20 protein-coding genes and 2 pseudogenes are annotated in these 16,315 nt (G+C 41.6%); 18 read left to right on the forward strand and 4 right to left on the reverse strand.

The genetic code is table 11. The features are described 5' to 3' along the window. From ACKTT2_RS03125 to ACKTT2_RS03155, 7 genes are all read left to right on the forward strand, one after another. Positions 1–429, forward strand: a 429-nt coding sequence (locus ACKTT2_RS03125; RefSeq protein WP_407883876.1) for an AMP-binding enzyme, incomplete at its 5' end; no start/stop codon positions are given. 75 nt (positions 430–504) lie between these two features. Further along, positions 505–1,779 (forward strand): MFS transporter, encoded by a 1,275-nt coding sequence (locus ACKTT2_RS03130; protein WP_407883878.1) that lies wholly within the window; start codon positions 505–507, stop codon positions 1,777–1,779. 200 nt (positions 1,780–1,979) lie between these two features. Further along, positions 1,980–2,858, forward strand: coding sequence for a (3R)-3-[(carboxymethyl)amino]fatty acid oxygenase/decarboxylase (scoE, locus tag ACKTT2_RS03135; protein WP_407883880.1), 879 nt, complete (start codon positions 1,980–1,982; stop codon positions 2,856–2,858). A 58-nt stretch (positions 2,859–2,916) separates the two neighbouring features. Continuing rightward, a complete protein-coding gene (locus ACKTT2_RS03140) occupies positions 2,917–3,474 on the forward strand; it encodes an FcoT family thioesterase (protein WP_407883882.1) in 558 nt (185 codons plus the stop codon). A gap of 149 nt (positions 3,475–3,623) precedes the next feature. Next, complete coding sequence (locus ACKTT2_RS03145; RefSeq protein ID WP_407883884.1) at positions 3,624–3,869, forward strand: cupin domain-containing protein; 246 nt, start codon at positions 3,624–3,626, stop codon at positions 3,867–3,869. Further along, positions 3,808–4,137, forward strand: coding sequence for a cupin domain-containing protein (locus ACKTT2_RS03150; RefSeq protein ID WP_407883886.1), 330 nt, complete (start codon positions 3,808–3,810; stop codon positions 4,135–4,137). The genes ACKTT2_RS03145 and ACKTT2_RS03150 overlap by 62 nt, the downstream gene beginning before the upstream one ends. A gap of 575 nt (positions 4,138–4,712) precedes the next feature. After that, positions 4,713–5,600, forward strand: a complete 888-nt coding sequence (locus ACKTT2_RS03155) for a hypothetical protein (RefSeq protein WP_407883888.1) — start codon at positions 4,713–4,715, stop codon at positions 5,598–5,600. Between the two features lie 64 nt (positions 5,601–5,664). Here the strand turns inward: ACKTT2_RS03155 and ACKTT2_RS03160 are convergent. Beyond that, positions 5,665–7,132 (reverse strand): annotated as a pseudogene (locus tag ACKTT2_RS03160) (NF041680 family putative transposase). Positions 7,133–7,335: 203 nt separating this feature from the next. Between ACKTT2_RS03160 and ACKTT2_RS03165 the strand changes: the two are divergent. From ACKTT2_RS03165 to ACKTT2_RS03175, 3 genes are all read left to right on the forward strand, one after another. Further along, the gene (locus tag ACKTT2_RS03165; RefSeq protein ID WP_407883890.1) at positions 7,336–7,719 is read left to right on the forward strand and encodes a hypothetical protein; all 384 of its coding nucleotides are present in this window, start codon (positions 7,336–7,338) and stop codon (positions 7,717–7,719) included. 334 nt (positions 7,720–8,053) lie between these two features. Next, positions 8,054–8,431 carry a hypothetical protein gene (locus ACKTT2_RS03170; RefSeq protein WP_407883892.1) on the forward strand — a complete coding sequence of 126 codons (378 nt, stop codon included), beginning with the start codon at positions 8,054–8,056 and terminating at the stop codon, positions 8,429–8,431. Positions 8,432–8,567: 136 nt separating this feature from the next. Then, positions 8,568–8,798 (forward strand): type II toxin-antitoxin system Phd/YefM family antitoxin, encoded by a 231-nt coding sequence (locus ACKTT2_RS03175; RefSeq protein ID WP_407883894.1) that lies wholly within the window; start codon positions 8,568–8,570, stop codon positions 8,796–8,798. Between the two features lie 129 nt (positions 8,799–8,927). On the opposite strand, the pseudogene ACKTT2_RS52305 reads toward ACKTT2_RS03175, so the two are convergent. Next, a pseudogene (locus tag ACKTT2_RS52305) lies at positions 8,928–9,032 on the reverse strand (IS982 family transposase); the annotation flags it as partial. Between the two features lie 130 nt (positions 9,033–9,162). Between ACKTT2_RS52305 and ACKTT2_RS03180 the strand changes: the two are divergent. The 7 genes from ACKTT2_RS03180 to ACKTT2_RS03210 all read left to right on the forward strand — a co-directional run bounded on the left by ACKTT2_RS03180 (position 9,163) and on the right by ACKTT2_RS03210 (position 14,299). Beyond that, entirely contained in the window at positions 9,163–9,555 is a 393-nt protein-coding gene (locus ACKTT2_RS03180) for a hypothetical protein (protein WP_407883896.1), read from the forward strand. Positions 9,556–9,715: 160 nt separating this feature from the next. Beyond that, positions 9,716–10,006, forward strand: coding sequence for a hypothetical protein (locus ACKTT2_RS03185; RefSeq protein WP_407883898.1), 291 nt, complete (start codon positions 9,716–9,718; stop codon positions 10,004–10,006). Positions 10,007–10,066: 60 nt separating this feature from the next. After that, complete coding sequence (locus ACKTT2_RS03190; protein ID WP_407883900.1) at positions 10,067–10,291, forward strand: type II toxin-antitoxin system Phd/YefM family antitoxin; 225 nt, start codon at positions 10,067–10,069, stop codon at positions 10,289–10,291. Positions 10,292–10,419: 128 nt separating this feature from the next. Further along, positions 10,420–10,686, forward strand: a complete 267-nt coding sequence (locus ACKTT2_RS03195; RefSeq protein ID WP_407883902.1) for a type II toxin-antitoxin system VapC family toxin — start codon at positions 10,420–10,422, stop codon at positions 10,684–10,686. Positions 10,687–10,754: 68 nt separating this feature from the next. Continuing rightward, entirely contained in the window at positions 10,755–12,137 is a 1,383-nt protein-coding gene (locus ACKTT2_RS03200; protein ID WP_407883904.1) for an ATP-binding protein, read from the forward strand. 41 nt (positions 12,138–12,178) lie between these two features. Further along, entirely contained in the window at positions 12,179–13,639 is a 1,461-nt protein-coding gene (locus ACKTT2_RS03205) for an ATP-binding protein (RefSeq protein WP_407883906.1), read from the forward strand. 201 nt (positions 13,640–13,840) lie between these two features. Then, positions 13,841–14,299: a hydrocarbon-binding protein gene (locus ACKTT2_RS03210; protein WP_407883908.1), complete on the forward strand. Its 459-nt coding sequence runs from the start codon at positions 13,841–13,843 to the stop codon at positions 14,297–14,299. 102 nt (positions 14,300–14,401) lie between these two features. On the opposite strand, the gene ACKTT2_RS03215 is transcribed toward ACKTT2_RS03210, so the two are convergent. Continuing rightward, positions 14,402–15,307 (reverse strand): AraC family transcriptional regulator, encoded by a 906-nt coding sequence (locus tag ACKTT2_RS03215; protein WP_407883910.1) that lies wholly within the window; start codon positions 15,305–15,307, stop codon positions 14,402–14,404. A gap of 242 nt (positions 15,308–15,549) precedes the next feature. Between ACKTT2_RS03215 and ACKTT2_RS03220 the strand changes: the two genes are divergently transcribed. Continuing rightward, positions 15,550–15,933, forward strand: coding sequence for a thiol-disulfide oxidoreductase DCC family protein (locus tag ACKTT2_RS03220; protein WP_407883912.1), 384 nt, complete (start codon positions 15,550–15,552; stop codon positions 15,931–15,933). Positions 15,934–16,116: 183 nt separating this feature from the next. On the opposite strand, the gene ACKTT2_RS03225 is transcribed toward ACKTT2_RS03220, so the two are convergent. Beyond that, positions 16,117–16,315: hypothetical protein (locus ACKTT2_RS03225; RefSeq protein ID WP_407883914.1), on the reverse strand; the 199-nt coding region annotated here is incomplete at its 5' end.

Consider the following 16,315-nt stretch of genomic DNA (forward strand, 5'->3'; position numbering starts at 1 on the left):
CCTGAAGCTACAGCAAAAACCTTGGTAGATGGCTGGATTCATACTGGTGATGCTGGTTATTTTGACGAAGAAGGTTACATTTACATTTGCGATCGCTTTAAAGATATGATTGTTTATGGTGGTGAGAATGTCTATCCAGCAGAAATTGAAAATATTTTATACGAACATCCAGCAGTTAGTGAGGTAGCAGTCATTGGTGTTCCAGATGAAGATTTTGGAGAAACTATAAAAGCGATTGTTGTTTTAAAAGCAGGGATGAAAGCAACCGCACTAGATATTATTAATTTTGTTCGGGGTAAAATTGCCGATTTTAAGTTACCTAGAAGCGTTGAGTTTACTGAATCCTTACCAAGAACGCCAAGTGGTAAATTGCAAAAAGGCAAGATTCGGGAAAAATATTGGCAAGGCTACCAACGTCGTGTCAATTAAGCATTTGCGGGAAATTGCGTAGAGACGTGGTAAGCTATGTCTCTATCAAAGGATTTCTGGTAAGGCATAATCTTTATGGAAAAATCAACAATTTCGCGTCAGAATCGGGTTCCTCTTTGGAAACCACTAACTATACGCAATTTCCTACTCCTGTACATCGGTGAAACTGTTTCACTTCTGGGCGACCAGTTTTACTTAATAGCATTGCCTTGGTTAACAATACAGTTAACTAACTCTGGTATCACCTTAGGTACGGTGTTGATGACAGCAGCAATTCCCCGTGCTGTTTTAATGCTATTTGGTGGTATTTTCAGCGATCGCTTCTCACCACGATTAGTCATGTTTGTTTCCAATGTTTTACGTGGTTTGCTAGTCGTTTTATTTACAATAATCGTTGCACTTAAAATAACACAACCATGGCATCTTTACTTATTTGCTGCTAGCTTCGGAATTTTTGATGGCTTGTTTATACCTGCATCTAAAGCAATTATACCCAGTCTTGTACCGAAAGAAGAGTTGGTAGTAAGTAATACCTTGAGCCAAGGAACTTCCCAACTGATTTTACTAATTGGACCAGCTTTAGGTGGTTTGCTGATTGCAACTAGTGGTATTGAGACAGCATTTGCAATTGATGCCGTCACTTTCGCGATTACAACTATAACACTTTTGCTGATGAAGGAGACGGCACCAAAAGCAACAGTGTTGAATGGGGAATCAAATCAAAATTTTACTCCCACTAAAAAAAGTATTAATTTAATAGCTGGTATGGGTGAAGGACTCTACTACGTATGGCATAATCATGCTCTCAGAGTAGTTTTGCTGGTATTAGCAATCTTAAATTTTCTTTTTATCGGTCCGTTACAAGTTGGCATAACTTCACTAGCTCATAGTCGCTTTCCAGGCGGTGCAGTAGCTTTAGGGATAATGCAATCAGCTTGGGGTGGTGGTGGGTTATTAGGGACACTCATACCTCAATTTCTCCAAAATCTTCCAAAAATTGGAGCTTTACTACTAAGTATTGCTAGTATACAAGGCTTTGGTCTATTTCTACTGAGCTTTATACCAAATATCGCACTAGCTAGTATAACAATTGCTATATTGGGGCTTTGCAGTGGTCTTTTCACTGTGGTAGGAATTACCTGGGTTCAGAAACAAACCCCACCTGAAATATTAGGAAGAGTTATGAGTTTGGGAATGTTTTCTTCCTTTGGTGTTGCTCCTTTTTCCTTTGCTGTGGCTGGTTTGTTAGTTAATTTAAATCTGACAATTCTTTTCACTGTTGCGGGTAGCATCATGCTGACTACGAGTATTTTGTTGGCAGCAAATCCATCAGTACGTAAGATTAATTGACTATGCGCTTTATTACCAGCAACGCGATTGTACGAAACCATATTTTTTTAAAGATAGGACTTACGCAAAGCCCCCCTTAAAAAGGGGGGCTAGGGGTCCCCTCTGGGGTTGGGGGGAGATGGGGGGATCTGCACGTTGAAGTTGTGTAAGCCCTGAAAGAAACACTTTTTGTAAATCTTAATATAGCAAGGAAGGAAACCGTGAAAGTTCAATATCAAGACGATAAGCGAATGGGGGTCTTCGTTTACGACTTTAATAACAAAACTGCCTCAGATCGAGATATTCAGGATCTTAAGGAACTTGTATACGAGCACAAAATTGTTGTTATCAAGGAGCAAGATTTATCGCCTCATCAGTATTGCGATTTTGGGTATCGCCTTGGGGAGATAGAAAAATACTATCAGCCAATGTATCACCATCCAGAAAGGGAAGAGATTTTTGTTTCCTCCAATGTTTCCCAGAATGGTCAGCAAATTGGAGTTCCGAAGACAGGGAAGTTTTGGCATGCCGATTATGCGTTTATGCCGAAGCCATTTGCATTTTCAATGGTATACCCTCAGCTCCTTCCTAGTAAGGATCGTGGCACTTACTTTATTGATATGTCTAAGGTATATCAAGGTTTGCCAGATGACCTGAAATCAATTGCTAATGAGTCGAGTTGTTATCACAGTGTAAGACGTTATTTTAAGATTCGTCCTGAAGATGTTTATCGTCCGATTTCGGAAATACTCGATGAGATCGAGCGGGTAACTCCTCCTTCAAAGCATCCAACGACCTTTACTCACCCCGTCACGGGAGAAACAATCCTCTACATCACTGAGGGGTTTACCTATCAAATAGGTGATTCTCAGGGAAAGCCACAAGATATAAGTGTTCTCCAAAGCTTGTTGGCTCATTCCGGTCAGCTAGACAAGAGTTTTAAGTATCCATTAATCGAACATCATGAATTTGAGTTAGGGGATTTGCGGATTTGGGATAATCGCTCTCTAGTCCATTGTGCTCACTATGCGGCAAATTCGGAACCGGCGGTCACATTTCGATTAACCTTACACGATCGCTATCCTTTTTATGAGTTATAGGCAGTTGTATTAGGACTGTATTCAAAACATCTCAGTCATTTAATCAGGAGAAAGCATTATGTTGAAGTTTCAGGATTCAGGTCAACAGAGCGTCAAACTCAATAGTATCCATCTCAATAATGATGATATCTTACTGCCAGAAGTGCTTAAGCCTTATAAAGCTAATTGCAAGTACCTTAAATCTGCCAAGGTGATTCAAGAGGGCGATCCTCAGGATGGGGGACGTGTAATAGGACGATGTGAATTCTCGATACCTGAATCATGTTATATTGATGACACGGGTCATTTTAATTCAGTAGAGTTCAATATTTGCTACAATCAAATGATGTATTATGTCATAGCTAAATCGGTGAAAGAGAGGCTAATGGCATCATTTCGGTCGTGGACTATGGCCGATTACTGGGCTAAACAGCTACCCGATATCTACATTGTTAATTTTGAAAGTTCTTTTCGACGTGCTATGCAGTCCTCTAAGTTTTGGGGTGAGATCGAGTTTACAGATATTCGGATAAAATCTGGGCTGATGTATATAGTTACCAAGTGTCGTTATTGGGATGATAAAGATGGTAATTGCAGTGGTAATGTTAAGTTAGTCATTGTAAATTCTCCGGTATAGGTTAGAGAATATTTGGAAATGCCTTTGCGACTAGAAGTCGCGGCTATACAAGCGAAACCCACCTACGTGGGTTTCAGAACCTGTCTTCTTTTTCACTATCGCGACCCTCTAAGTTCGAGCTACTCCCTTTCCGCCATAAGGATTCATAAATGAACGCACAAAACAAGCCACGATCTTTTCAAGTCAATAGTGCCGAAGGTCGCGCTTACTGGGGTATGGGCATTCTCTGGATCGTGCTAGCAACTGCCGAAGATACGGATGGACAGTATTCCTGTATAGAAGAACTATTGCCACAGGGTCCGGCAGCACCGCCTCACATCCATGAAGCGGCAGATGAAACCTTCTACATTCACAGAAGGCGAAGCGACCTTCTTTGTAGAAGACCAGCCGATTAAAGCAACCGCCGGATCGTTTGTGTCAATTCCACGAGGCACCAAACACGCTTTTCAAATCGACTCGGAAACGGCGCGATTACTCAATACATATGTGCCCGCAGGTTTTGAGTACACGATTATGGCGACGACTGTGCCCGCAGAGGCACGCACATTGCCTCCTGCTTCGCTGCCTTTTCCCGATCCAGAACAAGCTAATCACGCGCTTGAGCAAGTCACCCAGAAGTATCCTGCGGCTAAAACCAAATTCTTGCAAGGTTTCGCAAGCTAAATTACCCAACACCGGACGATCTAAGTTTGGCTTCGGCAGAGCGATCGCTGCCGTGTAGTTGCTGTTCGGGTAATGAGTGTGCCAAATCGCTCGTTAGCGGCAAAGGATAAATTCTCTAAACTTTAACAATTGACTAACTCACCGGGCTGAAGCCACGGTGATTCTTCAGAGTTGAATTAGATTTGGTTGTCCACAACCTAACTCTTCTCGCGGTGGCCAAGCACCGCCTACCCAGTCTACTTAGGTCGATGCCTAAGTTTCCGGCTACTTTGCGTAAAATGTTACTGCTACCCTGAAGGTCAATCAATGCTCAGAATTTAGAGCTTTCTGGAAACAGTTTCCTACGCGCAGGCATTAGGAGAGATTCAGGAACAGTCAATAGTCGTGCAGGAGACATTACGCTTGATGTTCCAGGTTCCGTCAAAATTGCAAACGGTTTTATCTTCAACATTCTACAGAATAGAGCAGTAGGCAAAGGCGGTAATATCAACATTAGGTCTGGCTCGCTTTCTCTAACTGATGGCGCTCAGATAGCCGGTGCTACTTTTGGGCGGGGAGACGCGGGGAATGTATTAGTGCAGACAGATGAAGTTGTTTCTCTAGCTGGTACTACCATTCTCAGCAATGTTCAGGCGGGAGGGGTAGGCAATGGAGGTAGCGTCAATATTACGGCAGGGACTCTTTCGCTGACAAATGGCGCGCAGATATCTGCTAGTACCTTTGGTTCCGGAGATGCAGGGAGTGTATTTGTGCAAGCAGATGAAGCAGTATCTCTGGCTGGTAGAAATACGACTATCTTCAGCAGTGTGGAAGCAGGAGGGGTAGGCAATGGGAGCAGTATCAATATTACAGCAAGCTCGCTATCGTTAAACAACGGGGCACAATTGCAAACTAGCGTTTACAAAGCTTCGGGTTCCTTAGCTGCGGGACGTGGCGATGCAGGGGATGTAAATATCAATGTCCGTGATGCAGTGAGGATGGATGGGGCAAGTGGTACATTCTTTAGTGGAGTTGGGACGGGTGTAGGTCAGGGTGTAGTGGGCAATGGGGGTGACATTAACATTACAGCAGGCTCACTTTCATTAACTAATGGCGCTCAATTGGCTGCCAGCACTTCTGGACAAGGCACAGCAGGAACGATCGCGCTCACAACAAGGGGAGCAATTTCCTTTGATGGGACAGCAGGTGGCGGATTAGGCAGCGCCGCGTTTAGTGCTGTAGATGCAGGAGCAGTAGGCGATGGTGGTGATATTAAGATTACAGCCGATTCACTGTCTCTTACCAATGGCGCACAACTAGCAACACTTGTTCGCGGTGTCTCTGATACCTTGGCTGGTGGGCGTGGCAATGCTGGTAATGTGAGTGTTGATGTCCGTAACAGGTTGACTATAGCTGGAGTAGATAGCAATTTGGACTTTGGACAAAAAAGAGTGTTCGCGAATAATTTACGCAAACAACAATAAGGACGTAACTTTTCTACCTCAGTCCACAAGGTAGCTGAGTCAAACAACCGTATAACCAGAAAAATTACGCAGCTTTCTCAGTAAGCTGGTTTGATTTTTTTCCTTTTTTGATGACAGGATGCTTAGATCGTTTTGGTTGAGTTTGACCAGCTACCCTCCCAAGTGAATTTCCTCGGGGTTTGGGAGAATGTCCAGGTTTACCAATCTCCGAAATAATTCTTTGGAAATCACGTTGCACCGTACTGGGAGTCATGATTGTATCACAGATGGGTTTTAAATAACGTTCCCAAGGTTTAGGTAAGTAACAAGCTAAGTCCTTTGCAGCCCATAGCTGTACGTAGGCGAGCATGACTAGCCGTATCCAATTTTCCTCATGTTCGACCTCTGGAGTTTGAAACTGAGTCATCAGTAAACGCTGTTTTCCAAATCGCAGCATATGTTCAATATCGAACCGTTGTCTGTAACTAGAGTATGCTACAGTTGACTCTAGCTGTTGGCGTTGGTCACCACTCACGATTAACCACATTGGTTTCCACACCTGAGTACTCGTATCATCAGTCACACTAATCCTCACGAGGGTAAAGGGATGACGATACATTTTTTCCTGGTGAGTCCCCCGCATCAACATGTTATGCCAAGCTTGTATCGTTACTATTAGTTGACGACCCTTACGGGTAAGATGTTGTGTAGTAGTTATTTCATCAGGAGTATGCCAAGTGTCGGAGTCAGTAAGACTAAACCGTAAACCATATTTTTTTGGACAACCACGTCTTGGGGTATCGTCACTGGGTGCTATCGGAGACTGATAGAAAACTCGGTTACTACGAACTCTAGCTACTACCACTAAATTCTGGTGTTTGCACTGCTCAAATAAAAATGAACGTTGGCTGTAAGTACTGTCTGCAGCTAAAACACACAATTGGTCACACCAAGGAAGAGATTTATCCTCTAAGATTGCTTTGATTTGTGTACTCCCCAGGTTTGTACCACCAGTTTCAGGTGTGACTCGCTCTGCTGATAATGGAATCGACCAAGCAGCTTGATGTGAAGCATCTTTCTCCGGTAGGACTGAGACAATAGAATATGAGTGACCAATGTTAATCGGTTTATTACCTTTAACTGTATTTGGTTGGTAAATATACCCGCGCTCTGGCAGCGTGTTTGCGTAGGGACGAGGGGAAGGTGTGGTATCAATTGCGAACAAGTAAAAACGGCGAACAAGGGGTTTCGGAATCAACTGAGCTACCGTCCGAAGAAGTTGTTGAATCGGCTTTTGAAGCTGTTGTGATGGTTCTTGTTCTGTATTCTTGGTATGAAATGAAAAGCGCGATCGCTTTATAAATGGAGTTATAGGTTCTTTGGAACAAAGGGCTTAAAGATAACTCTGCAACTGAACTAGAACCAATTGAATTACCAGCTAAAGCATCAAGTAAATCTATAATACTATCACTATAGGACTCAAAGCAATCCCGTAGTTGTTGTCTAAACGATTGAAATTGCGCTATTAATTGATTATGATTTATTTTTAACATAGCCTATCAGTATTCCAATACATGAGAATTTTCATATTACTACGTATTGAGATACTGATGGCTATTTTTCTAACAATATACACTTGAGAAATGAATCTGTGATTTAATGGTCTACTATTGACTCATAACAACAGACCAATGATAAATCTCTTTTTGAGATTATAGTCGCGGATAAAGTTCGCGAACACTCGGATGCTTTTGTTATGTTGAAAGATACCAAAGTCAATAGACAAGATGATTTAGCCACACGTACTCACCAATTACTTCGTACAATAGAGCGCTTAGAGTCAGAAATTAAAGTGCTTCAAGCCACTGGCTTGGTTGCACCACCTGGGTGTTGGATAGTGCGCTACTTAGCCAAAGGGAAAAGGGGGGAATACTGGTACTATAAACTACAAGCAAATCGGGCGATCTTTCCTACGAAAATCAAAGGAAAGTATACTAAATATAAACATTTAGGAAAAGCTGGTAGCAACGCTTACCTGATAGCAGTTGAGCAAGTTGCAACCAGAGCCAAAATAGAGGGACTACAACGAGCAATAGATACTTTACTTCTTTCTTTCAGCCGATTTGATAGAAGAAGCTGAAAAATATAAATAAAACTCATGATGCTAGTGTTCGCGTAAAACCTCCGCGAACACACTTTTTTGTCCAAAGTCCAATATTGAGATCGCTGCTAAAAATATTCGGCTTCGTGGCAACAGCGATATTAGAACAAATGTTTCTAGTGGCGCAAGCGGTGGTGGAAATATTACCTTAACTGCTGACTCGATCATCACCTTTGATGACAGTGACATCCTTGCCTTTGCTCGTGATAGTAAAGGTGGCGACGTTATCTTTAATACTCCAGCTTTCTTCGGTTCGGGTTACAAACCTGCTCCAAAAGGTACAGACCCTGAAACTTTAGATAATAATAATCGCGTGGACATTAATGCTAGTGGAGCGCTATCTGGAATTATTAGCTTACCTGACACGAGCTTTATCCAAAACAGCCTGACGGAGTTACCAGACAATTCAATTGATACCAACGCCCTGATTGCAAGTAGCTGCATTGCGCGTAGCAATCAACAAAAAGGTACTTTTGTCATTACGGGTTCTGGTGGCTTGCCTAACCGTCCTGGAGATGCATCAGTATCGCTTTATTCTACTGGTAGCGTGCGTAGTGTACCGAGCAGTACTCGCCCATCTGACAATTCAGTGATTCGTCAGTGGCAGAAAGGCGACCCGATTATCGAACCACAAGGGGTATATCAACTTCCCAATGGAAAACTTGTTTTGAGTCGAGAGTGCTCTCAATAGTATTCCCAATCTTTCGTTTTGGTCGTTGGACAGATAAGATAAGACTCTGGTTCACAAAAACCTTTTAGAAATGGAGTTGTTTGGCATTTTAGAAAAACTAATGTCAAAATTAATTTATGAGTAAGAGGTAACAGCCATGCAGGAAATAACTCTCACTGAGGCATCTAAAAACTTGCCGGAATTAATTGAAGCTGTGAAGAGTGGAGAAGAAATTGTCATCACAGAAGACAATAAGCCCGTTGTCCAACTCACGCTTGTAGCACCAGTTAAAAAACGTTGGCCAGCTAAGGCTGGTAGTGCTAAAGGGTTAATCACAGTTTCAGAGGATTTTGATGAACCGTTAGAGGATTTTCAGGACTATATGTAATGAGGCTGTTAATAGACACTCATATCTTTCTTTGATACATTCTAGACGAACAGAAGCTCAGGATCACATGACAGACATTAGTGGATGAAAGCAAAATACTCTGCCCATTCGTCTCAACTCTCTAACTGAGTTTCTATAAGATGAGTGATAAAGATAAATAATTATTGTCATGACTTCACTTAAACATAAATTAAATGTTTTCTGACGTTTTCGCTCAGTTGTAGACAGTAGCTTGGCTTAAAAAAGGTGGTAACGCTAGTGCCATTGACGAAATAGTACACAAAATTCTTAAAGGAGAGTTGGTACACAGTAATCAGTTAGATAAAGCATTAGAAAAAATCAAAGAATTGGAAAGTAAGGAGAAATGACCACAAATCAACCAACTATAGAAGAACGCTTAAGCAGGTTAGAAACCTTATTTGTTAACGTTGGCGAAAAAGTTGCACAACATGACGAAACAATCGCCCAGCATGATGAAACAATTGCACAACATGACGAAACAATCGCCCAGCATGATGAAACAATTGCACAACATGACGGTAACATTGATGTACTAGTAGCCAACATCCAGGAACTAAAAGAAACTGTCAAAAATCTTACTGAAGAAACTACCCGCAATATCAATAGATTAGCAGAGGAGGCAGCCCAAGACCGTCAGCAAGCCGCGCTCGACCGACAAGAATTCAGAAATTCAATCAATCAAATACTAAATTACTTGCGCGACCGCAATGGCGGAAGTCCACCACCGCAACAATAAACACTACGTTCCTCTTTAAGTTGGGATAAAGCGAACTAAACCCAATTTGCCTTCCACCGCCCTTGGCGCTTTTCGTTGAGATCGCGCTTCTATTCCCTACTTGCAAAGCACGTATCTATAATGAGAGTATGAAAAATAGTAGGTAAAAGCAGGTGAAATTATGCAGGCTATTTTTTGGACTGTCGAGGAAGTTGCCCAAAGAGCCAAACAGTTTTACGAGCGCTTTATTCGTCAAAAGGTCGAGCATAGGGATAATATTGGCAAGATGATTGTCATTGATGCAGAAACTGGCGAATATGGAATCGATCAAACTGGTGTAGAATCAGCATTAAGTTTAAAGCACAAGAATCCAAACGCCAGATTATTTACTATGCGAATCGGTTATGATGTTGCATTTAGTTTTGGCAATGCTCCTATAAAGCCTACAGTTGAAAGATTTATGGAAGATTGATTGACTACGGGGCGATAATTCCAGTGTCAAAATTGATTTATAAGCTAAGAGGTAACAACCATGCAGGAAATAACTCTCGTCGAAGCATCTCAAAATTTAGCGGAATTAATTGAAGCTGTAAAGAGTGGAGAAGAAATTGTCATCACAGAAGACAATCAGCCGATTGTCAAACTCACTCTAGTATCATCTGTCAAGCGTCGTCCCCTATTTGGAAGCGCTAAAGACTTGATTACAGTATCAGAGGATTTTGACGAACCATTAGAGGACTTTAAGGAATATATGTAGTAAACTACTCCACCCGTCGTTAGGGTGAGGTATATCGCGGAGGTTTAGATGAAGCTACTACTTGATACTCACACCTTTATTTGGTTCTTCACTGGAAACTCAAAATTAGCAATCAAATAAGGTTACTGATGGAGGATGAAGATAATGAGAAGCTACTTAGTACAGCTAGTCTTTGGGAAATAGCGATAAAGCAAAGCACTGGTAAGCTTAGTTTTAACAAACCATTTCAGGAATTTATAGAGCAGCAACTCAATTTAAACGACTTCTCTTTGCTAAACATCTCAATCGACCATCTTGCTGTTGTTACTACTCTTCCTTTTCACCATCGCGATCCTTTTGATAGACTTTTAATTGCACAAGCTATTGTCGAACAAGTACCTGAATTGAAGTGCTGATTCAGCCTTTGATGCCTATCCAATTCAGCGACTTTGGTAATTAAAAATATTCTGATAAAGGAGTTGCCATGCTGCACGATCCAAATCAAATGACGCTTTTTCCTAAGTTACCAGATGAAGCTTTGGAGGAAATGAAGCAGCACGGTACAGAAATAGAACTTAATCTAGGTGATGTCCTTTTTCATGAAGGGGATTCCAACTATTGCTTTCATGTCGTCCTTGAAGGTGAAATCGAAATTGCAAAGCAAGTTGGTAACGAGACGAGAGTGCTTGCTGTTCACCGCGCTGGAGAATTCATGGGTGAAATTTCCATGCTGACTAATGCAACTTCTATAGCCACCGCCCGTGCGATCGCACCCAGTCGAGTTTTGCGAATTGAAGTCGATATGTTCAGGCATATCCTTGCCGAATGTTCGCCTTTGGCTGACACAATACTAACAGCTATGGCAGGACGTACTCAAGATGTAGAAGCACAGCTCAGGCAACAAGAGAAGATGGCAGCATTGGGTAAAATGTCTGCAGGTCTTGCTCATGAATTGAATAATCCGGGGGCTGCAGCGAGACGGGCGGCTTGCCAATTGCGCGAGAATTTTCAAGACTTACAAACTATATCTCTAAAACTTAATTTACTTTCCAAAGAGCAAATTAAAATAATTACCGATATTCAACGTCAAGCCACAGATAACGCTACTCGTGCGGCTAAACTCGATCCCCTAACTCAAAGCGATAAAGAAGACGAAATTACAGACTGGTTGGAAGACCATGATATCGGCAATGCTTGGAAACTAGCTCCTACATTAGTTAATGGCTTTTTAGATGTTGAAAAGCTTGATTTTCTTGCCGACAATATACCTCGTGAGTGTCTTGGCAGTGTTCTAAAATGGCTAGAAGCGTCATTGGCATCTTATGGGCTGATCGATGAAATAGAACAAAGCACAACTCGTATTTCCGATTTAGTAAAAGCAATTAAGGGCTATTCCTATATGGATCGAGCACCTTTACAGGAAATAGATTTACACGAAGGAATTGAAAATACTTTACTTATCCTGCATCATCGGATTAAACACGGAGTCATTGTTAACCGCGATTACGATCGCACTTTACCAAAAATTTGTGTTTATGCAGGTGAACTGAATCAAGTGTGGACAAATTTGATTGACAATGCCATAGATGCAATGAATGGCAAAGGAGATTTGACAATTCGCACTTATAAAGATAGTACTTGCCTTGTGATAGAAATCATTGATACAGGAGCAGGTATTCCCCCAGCAATTCAATCCCGAATTTTTGAACCATTTTTTACAACTAAAGGAGTAGGGAAAGGGACTGGATTAGGTTTAGAAATTGCCTATCGTATTATTGTTAATAGACATCACGGTAAGATTAGCTTTAAATCTCAACAAGGTCATACCTGCTTTCAAATTCGTTTACCAATAATCAGTGACCAGTGACCAGTGACCAGTGACCAGTGACAAATGATAAATAACCAGTCATGTTAGATATCAACGCTTTACGTGAAGTTCCTCTCTTTTCCAAACTATCAAATCAACAGTTACAATGGTTGCTTGATGAAGGGGTGGAAGTATGGCGGCAACCTGGTGAGATTCATCGCTCTGAGGGTGACCCTGCTGACCATGTTTTTATATTGCTTGAAGGTCAAATAAGAATTACGCAGAAAGTTGGCAATCAAGACATTTTGTTAGCCATTTATGATGCCAAAACTCTGTTTGGAGAATTACCTGTTTTAATGGGTCAGGAATACTTTTGGGCAAGCGGTCGCGCTGTCACTCGCTGTCATATTTTTGAATTACCTAACAAAATATTTTGGGAAATGCTTTCTAGCTGCACTTGCGTCATGACTTCAATTTTAAGGACAATGGCAGAACGTTTGCAGGAAGTACAGACAATATCACAACATCGTGATAGGTTAGTATCACTAGGTACTTTAGCAGCTGGTTTAGCACACGAGTTGAATAACCCTGCTTCTGCGTGTCGTAGGGCTGCGGGTCAACTGCGTCAAACAAGACAGGTGTTGCAACCACTGACAATTAAGCTCAACCAGCAACAAATGACTTGGGAGCAAAAAGTTTTTGTGGCAGAGTTGCAGAAAGATGCTGTAACTCGTGCAAGAAATGCAACAAAACTAGATCCGATCGCACAGAGCGATTTAGAGGAAGAACTCATGCAATGGTTAGAAACATATGCTGTAACAAATGCGTGGAAACTTGCTCCCACTTTTGTAACATCAGGTCTAGATATTGATTGGTTAGAAAATATTAGAAAAAATGTTGGTGAAGGGTTACTTGGTAGTATTCTGGCTTGGATAAATGTTACGTTGCAAGAGACTGGTTTGTTAGATGAGATAGAGCACTGTACTGCACGAATTTCTACTCTCGTTGAAGCAGTTAAAGATTATTCTTACATGGATAAAGCACCCCTTCAGGAAATAGATGTACATGAAGGAATTGAAAGCACTTTAACAATTTTAAATCATAAGATCGAGCAGACTAATGTAGAAGTTATTCGGGAGTTTGACTGCGATATACCACGCATCTTTGCTTATGGGAATGAACTCAATCAAGTTTGGACTAATTTGATAGATAATGCAATTGATGCTTTAGTACTGAAGACTGGGGATAGGGAACTGGGGACTGGAGACAAATCATCCCAGCCCCCAATCCCCAATCCCCGATCCCCTGTCCCTAAAATTTGGATTCGTACAAGTTGTGAAAATGACTTTTTGTTTGTAGAGATTGCAGACAATGGAGCGGGTATTTCTCAGGAGATTCAATCTCACATTTTTGAACCATTTTTTACAACTAAAGGTGTGGGACAGGGAACTGGTTTAGGTTTACATCTTGTCTATCGCATCGTCGTAGGACAGCATCAGGGCGATATTCGGTTGTTTTCTCAGCCCGGAGATACTCGGTTTCAAATTAGATTACCAATATGAGTCACTCCAACTCTAGCTTGAAAATGGGGCAATGGGCATGGGGCATGGATGTGTGAAAGATTTTTGTTTCCAACTCAAAAGATTATTTTAAGATTTTTTTTATAATTGTCCTCTTACAATAAAACAGTAGAACTATATAGTTCTAATAAGAAAAAGTGTAGAACGCTCGCTTAAAAAAGTGCATTTGTAGGAGCATAATTGATGTTACGTCCGACATTAGGAGATTTTAGCAGTATTATCTGTTTTAAGGCAGCAATTGAGGGGATGGAAGAAACTTTAGGGGAAAAAACAACAGCGATCGCATTAACTGCAGCAGGTCGCAATCGCGGTAAAAAGTTAGCACATGAATTGGGTTTGACAGGGACAAATATTTCATTAGAAGATATTGCCCACAAGCTTAAACTCGCTTTAGGTCATGATGGTACGCGCCTTTGCGTCATCGATAAAATTCTGTCTGAAGGCAACACTATCAAAGTTTACACGGCAGAAACTTTATGCTCAGCCAACGAACCCCAAGGTTCGACCCGTCAATGTACCTACACTTTAGGCGCTATTTGGGGCGCAATAGAACAGATCGTTGGCAAACGCTTGCAAGGCAAACACACCGAATCTGTCTTGCGTGGAGGTACTCATGACGTATTTGAGTTTACTGAGTTGTGAAGGAAAAACAGCTTCCTGAGAGTTGCATTCTAAACTGTAGGGATATAAGTCAAAGAACAAGGTGTATCTACTTGCTTGGACTTTGGACAAAAGAACTGGTTTTTAAATTTTCACTTGTTTTCTATATGCCTTTGGTGTCGTGCCAATTAATTTACGAAATACATTTGTAAAGTGGCTTTGACTTTGAAAGCCTACTTGTTGGCATATCTGATCTATTGCTTCTTCTGTTTTTACTAACAATCTTTTGGATTTTTCTATTCTAGAATTCAAAACATATTGGTGGGGAGAAAATCCTGTCGATTGTTTAAACAACCTTGAGAAATGATAAATACTCATGCCTGCAATTGCAGCAATTTCAGTCAAAGTTAAATCTTTTTCTAAATTTTGATTTATATATTCAATAGCTTGTCGTAATTTAATATTTGAGAGACCTTCTGTTTGTGTAGCAAGCTTTGTAGAAGAGACAGCATACTGCTTGAGAATGTGAATGCACAGAGTTGTTGCCAAAGATTCTATATAAATACGGCTACCTTTACCCTGGGATTCTAGTTCTGACTTCAGTGCCAACCCTATATGATGAACTAACGGATCTGGGGTAGCAAAATGGGGTAGTATTTCTAGCTGATGCAAATCTACCGAATCATAGAGAGCGCGGGTAAACATCACCTCTTCCAAGCTGAGAACCAAAAATTCGACTTCTGAGTCCCAAGTGAATTTATGATAGGTGTTTGCTGGAATCACTGCGACATCGCCATAATTAACACGTTCGTATCGAGTGTCACCATTCAACACCCGTTTGGCGTTAAATGTCTGTTTTTCCAAGCTAATGCCGAGCGCGTACTGTTGGGGACTGTGTTCTGGAGTCTCATGAGCTGGCTGCAAGTGATGATCTAGACGAATACATTCCCAATTGGCACTGTAGCTCGAGGCAAGAGGAGATCGCGGTAGAATTTGTGCATATGCGTCTTCTCGAGCAAAATTGACACATATGATTTTCTCCTGTGGCATCGTTTTTTCCCCAGAAACGATTGCTTGTATTGTTAGGACTTACGCAACCTCAACGGTACTTGGGAATTTCACGCGATGCCGAGATCCCCAACCCCCCTTAAAAAGGGGGACTATACGTAAGCCCTAATTGCGTTACGCTATATTTGCCCTTCCATACAGCTAAGAATGCTGTATGGAAAAGCGAAATACTTAATGTTAAAAATATTAACACACTAAGCGTTAAAATACCCAGGTAATTTCAGATGAGTTATTTTGTAGTTTACGATGGCAATTGCAATCTCTGTGTTACGTTCGTGCAGATGCTGGAAAACCTAGACGCGGGACAATTGTTTCGCTATATTCCCATGCAGGATGAGCAAAGGATTTCACAATGGGGTATTACTCCAAGCAATTGTGAATTAGGTGTGATTCTTCTAGATGCAAACAATCCAGAAAGACGCTGGCAAGGCAGCGCTGCAGCTGAAGAAATTGGAAAAATTCTACCTAATGGTAGTATCTTTGTGGATGCTTATCGTGCATTGCCAGGAGTCAAATGGGTAGGCGATCGCATTTACGAACAAGTGCGCGACAACCGTTACACCATTTTTGGTAAACGTTCTAGTACGTATATATCAGAAAGGTGCTAATGGCTAATTGACAATTGCTAATTGCACCATTAACAACTTAGGAACTTCCAAGAAACAATACCAATTGTCCAAATGATTGCAAAGCGTCCTCGCCCGTCCTATCCTGGTGGCGGGCGAGGACGCCCCACACCACAAGAAATTTTGGGAGATCTTTTTATTTGGAAGTTGGAAGTTTGGAAGTTCCTAACAACTAGAGATTTCCAAATAAAAAAATAACCACCTTTCTCTTGTGGTACGGGCTTCTAGCCCGTCACTAATAAAGAACGGACGAGGACGCTCCGCAGTGGCCTCAACGCTCTTGACCCCCGCACGGTGAGCCAGCGCTGCAGGAGGGTTTCCCGAACTCACAGCGACTGGCGAACCCCGAACGCGAGTGCGTCTC

Origin of the sequence: Scytonema hankhaensis NUACC26 (assembly GCF_045865695.1) — a bacterium.
In the GTDB taxonomy this organism is placed as follows: Bacteria; Cyanobacteriota; Cyanobacteriia; order Cyanobacteriales; family Nostocaceae; genus Scytonema.

What these genes read in the sequence shown, in the direction of transcription:
- ACKTT2_RS03145 (WP_407883884.1), top strand. Translation starts at nt 3,624, where the DNA reads ATGAACGCACAAAACAAGCCACGATCTTTTCAAGTCAATAGTGCCGAA.
- ACKTT2_RS03205 (WP_407883906.1), top strand. Translation starts at nt 12,179, where the DNA reads ATGTTAGATATCAACGCTTTACGTGAAGTTCCTCTCTTTTCCAAACTA.
- ACKTT2_RS03190 (WP_407883900.1), top strand. Translation starts at nt 10,067, where the DNA reads ATGCAGGAAATAACTCTCGTCGAAGCATCTCAAAATTTAGCGGAATTA.
- ACKTT2_RS03150 (WP_407883886.1), top strand. Translation starts at nt 3,808, where the DNA reads ATGAAACCTTCTACATTCACAGAAGGCGAAGCGACCTTCTTTGTAGAA.
- ACKTT2_RS03180 (WP_407883896.1), top strand. Translation starts at nt 9,163, where the DNA reads ATGACCACAAATCAACCAACTATAGAAGAACGCTTAAGCAGGTTAGAA.
- ACKTT2_RS03210 (WP_407883908.1), top strand. Translation starts at nt 13,841, where the DNA reads ATGTTACGTCCGACATTAGGAGATTTTAGCAGTATTATCTGTTTTAAG.
- ACKTT2_RS03140 (WP_407883882.1), top strand. Translation starts at nt 2,917, where the DNA reads ATGTTGAAGTTTCAGGATTCAGGTCAACAGAGCGTCAAACTCAATAGT.
- ACKTT2_RS03165 (WP_407883890.1), top strand. Translation starts at nt 7,336, where the DNA reads ATGTTGAAAGATACCAAAGTCAATAGACAAGATGATTTAGCCACACGT.
- ACKTT2_RS03195 (WP_407883902.1), top strand. Translation starts at nt 10,420, where the DNA reads ATGGAGGATGAAGATAATGAGAAGCTACTTAGTACAGCTAGTCTTTGG.
- ACKTT2_RS03220 (WP_407883912.1), top strand. Translation starts at nt 15,550, where the DNA reads ATGAGTTATTTTGTAGTTTACGATGGCAATTGCAATCTCTGTGTTACG.
- ACKTT2_RS03200 (WP_407883904.1), top strand. Translation starts at nt 10,755, where the DNA reads ATGCTGCACGATCCAAATCAAATGACGCTTTTTCCTAAGTTACCAGAT.
- ACKTT2_RS03130 (WP_407883878.1), top strand. Translation starts at nt 505, where the DNA reads ATGGAAAAATCAACAATTTCGCGTCAGAATCGGGTTCCTCTTTGGAAA.
- ACKTT2_RS03185 (WP_407883898.1), top strand. Translation starts at nt 9,716, where the DNA reads ATGCAGGCTATTTTTTGGACTGTCGAGGAAGTTGCCCAAAGAGCCAAA.
- ACKTT2_RS03175 (WP_407883894.1), top strand. Translation starts at nt 8,568, where the DNA reads ATGCAGGAAATAACTCTCACTGAGGCATCTAAAAACTTGCCGGAATTA.
- ACKTT2_RS03215 (WP_407883910.1), bottom strand. Translation starts at nt 15,307, where the DNA reads ATGCCACAGGAGAAAATCATATGTGTCAATTTTGCTCGAGAAGACGCA.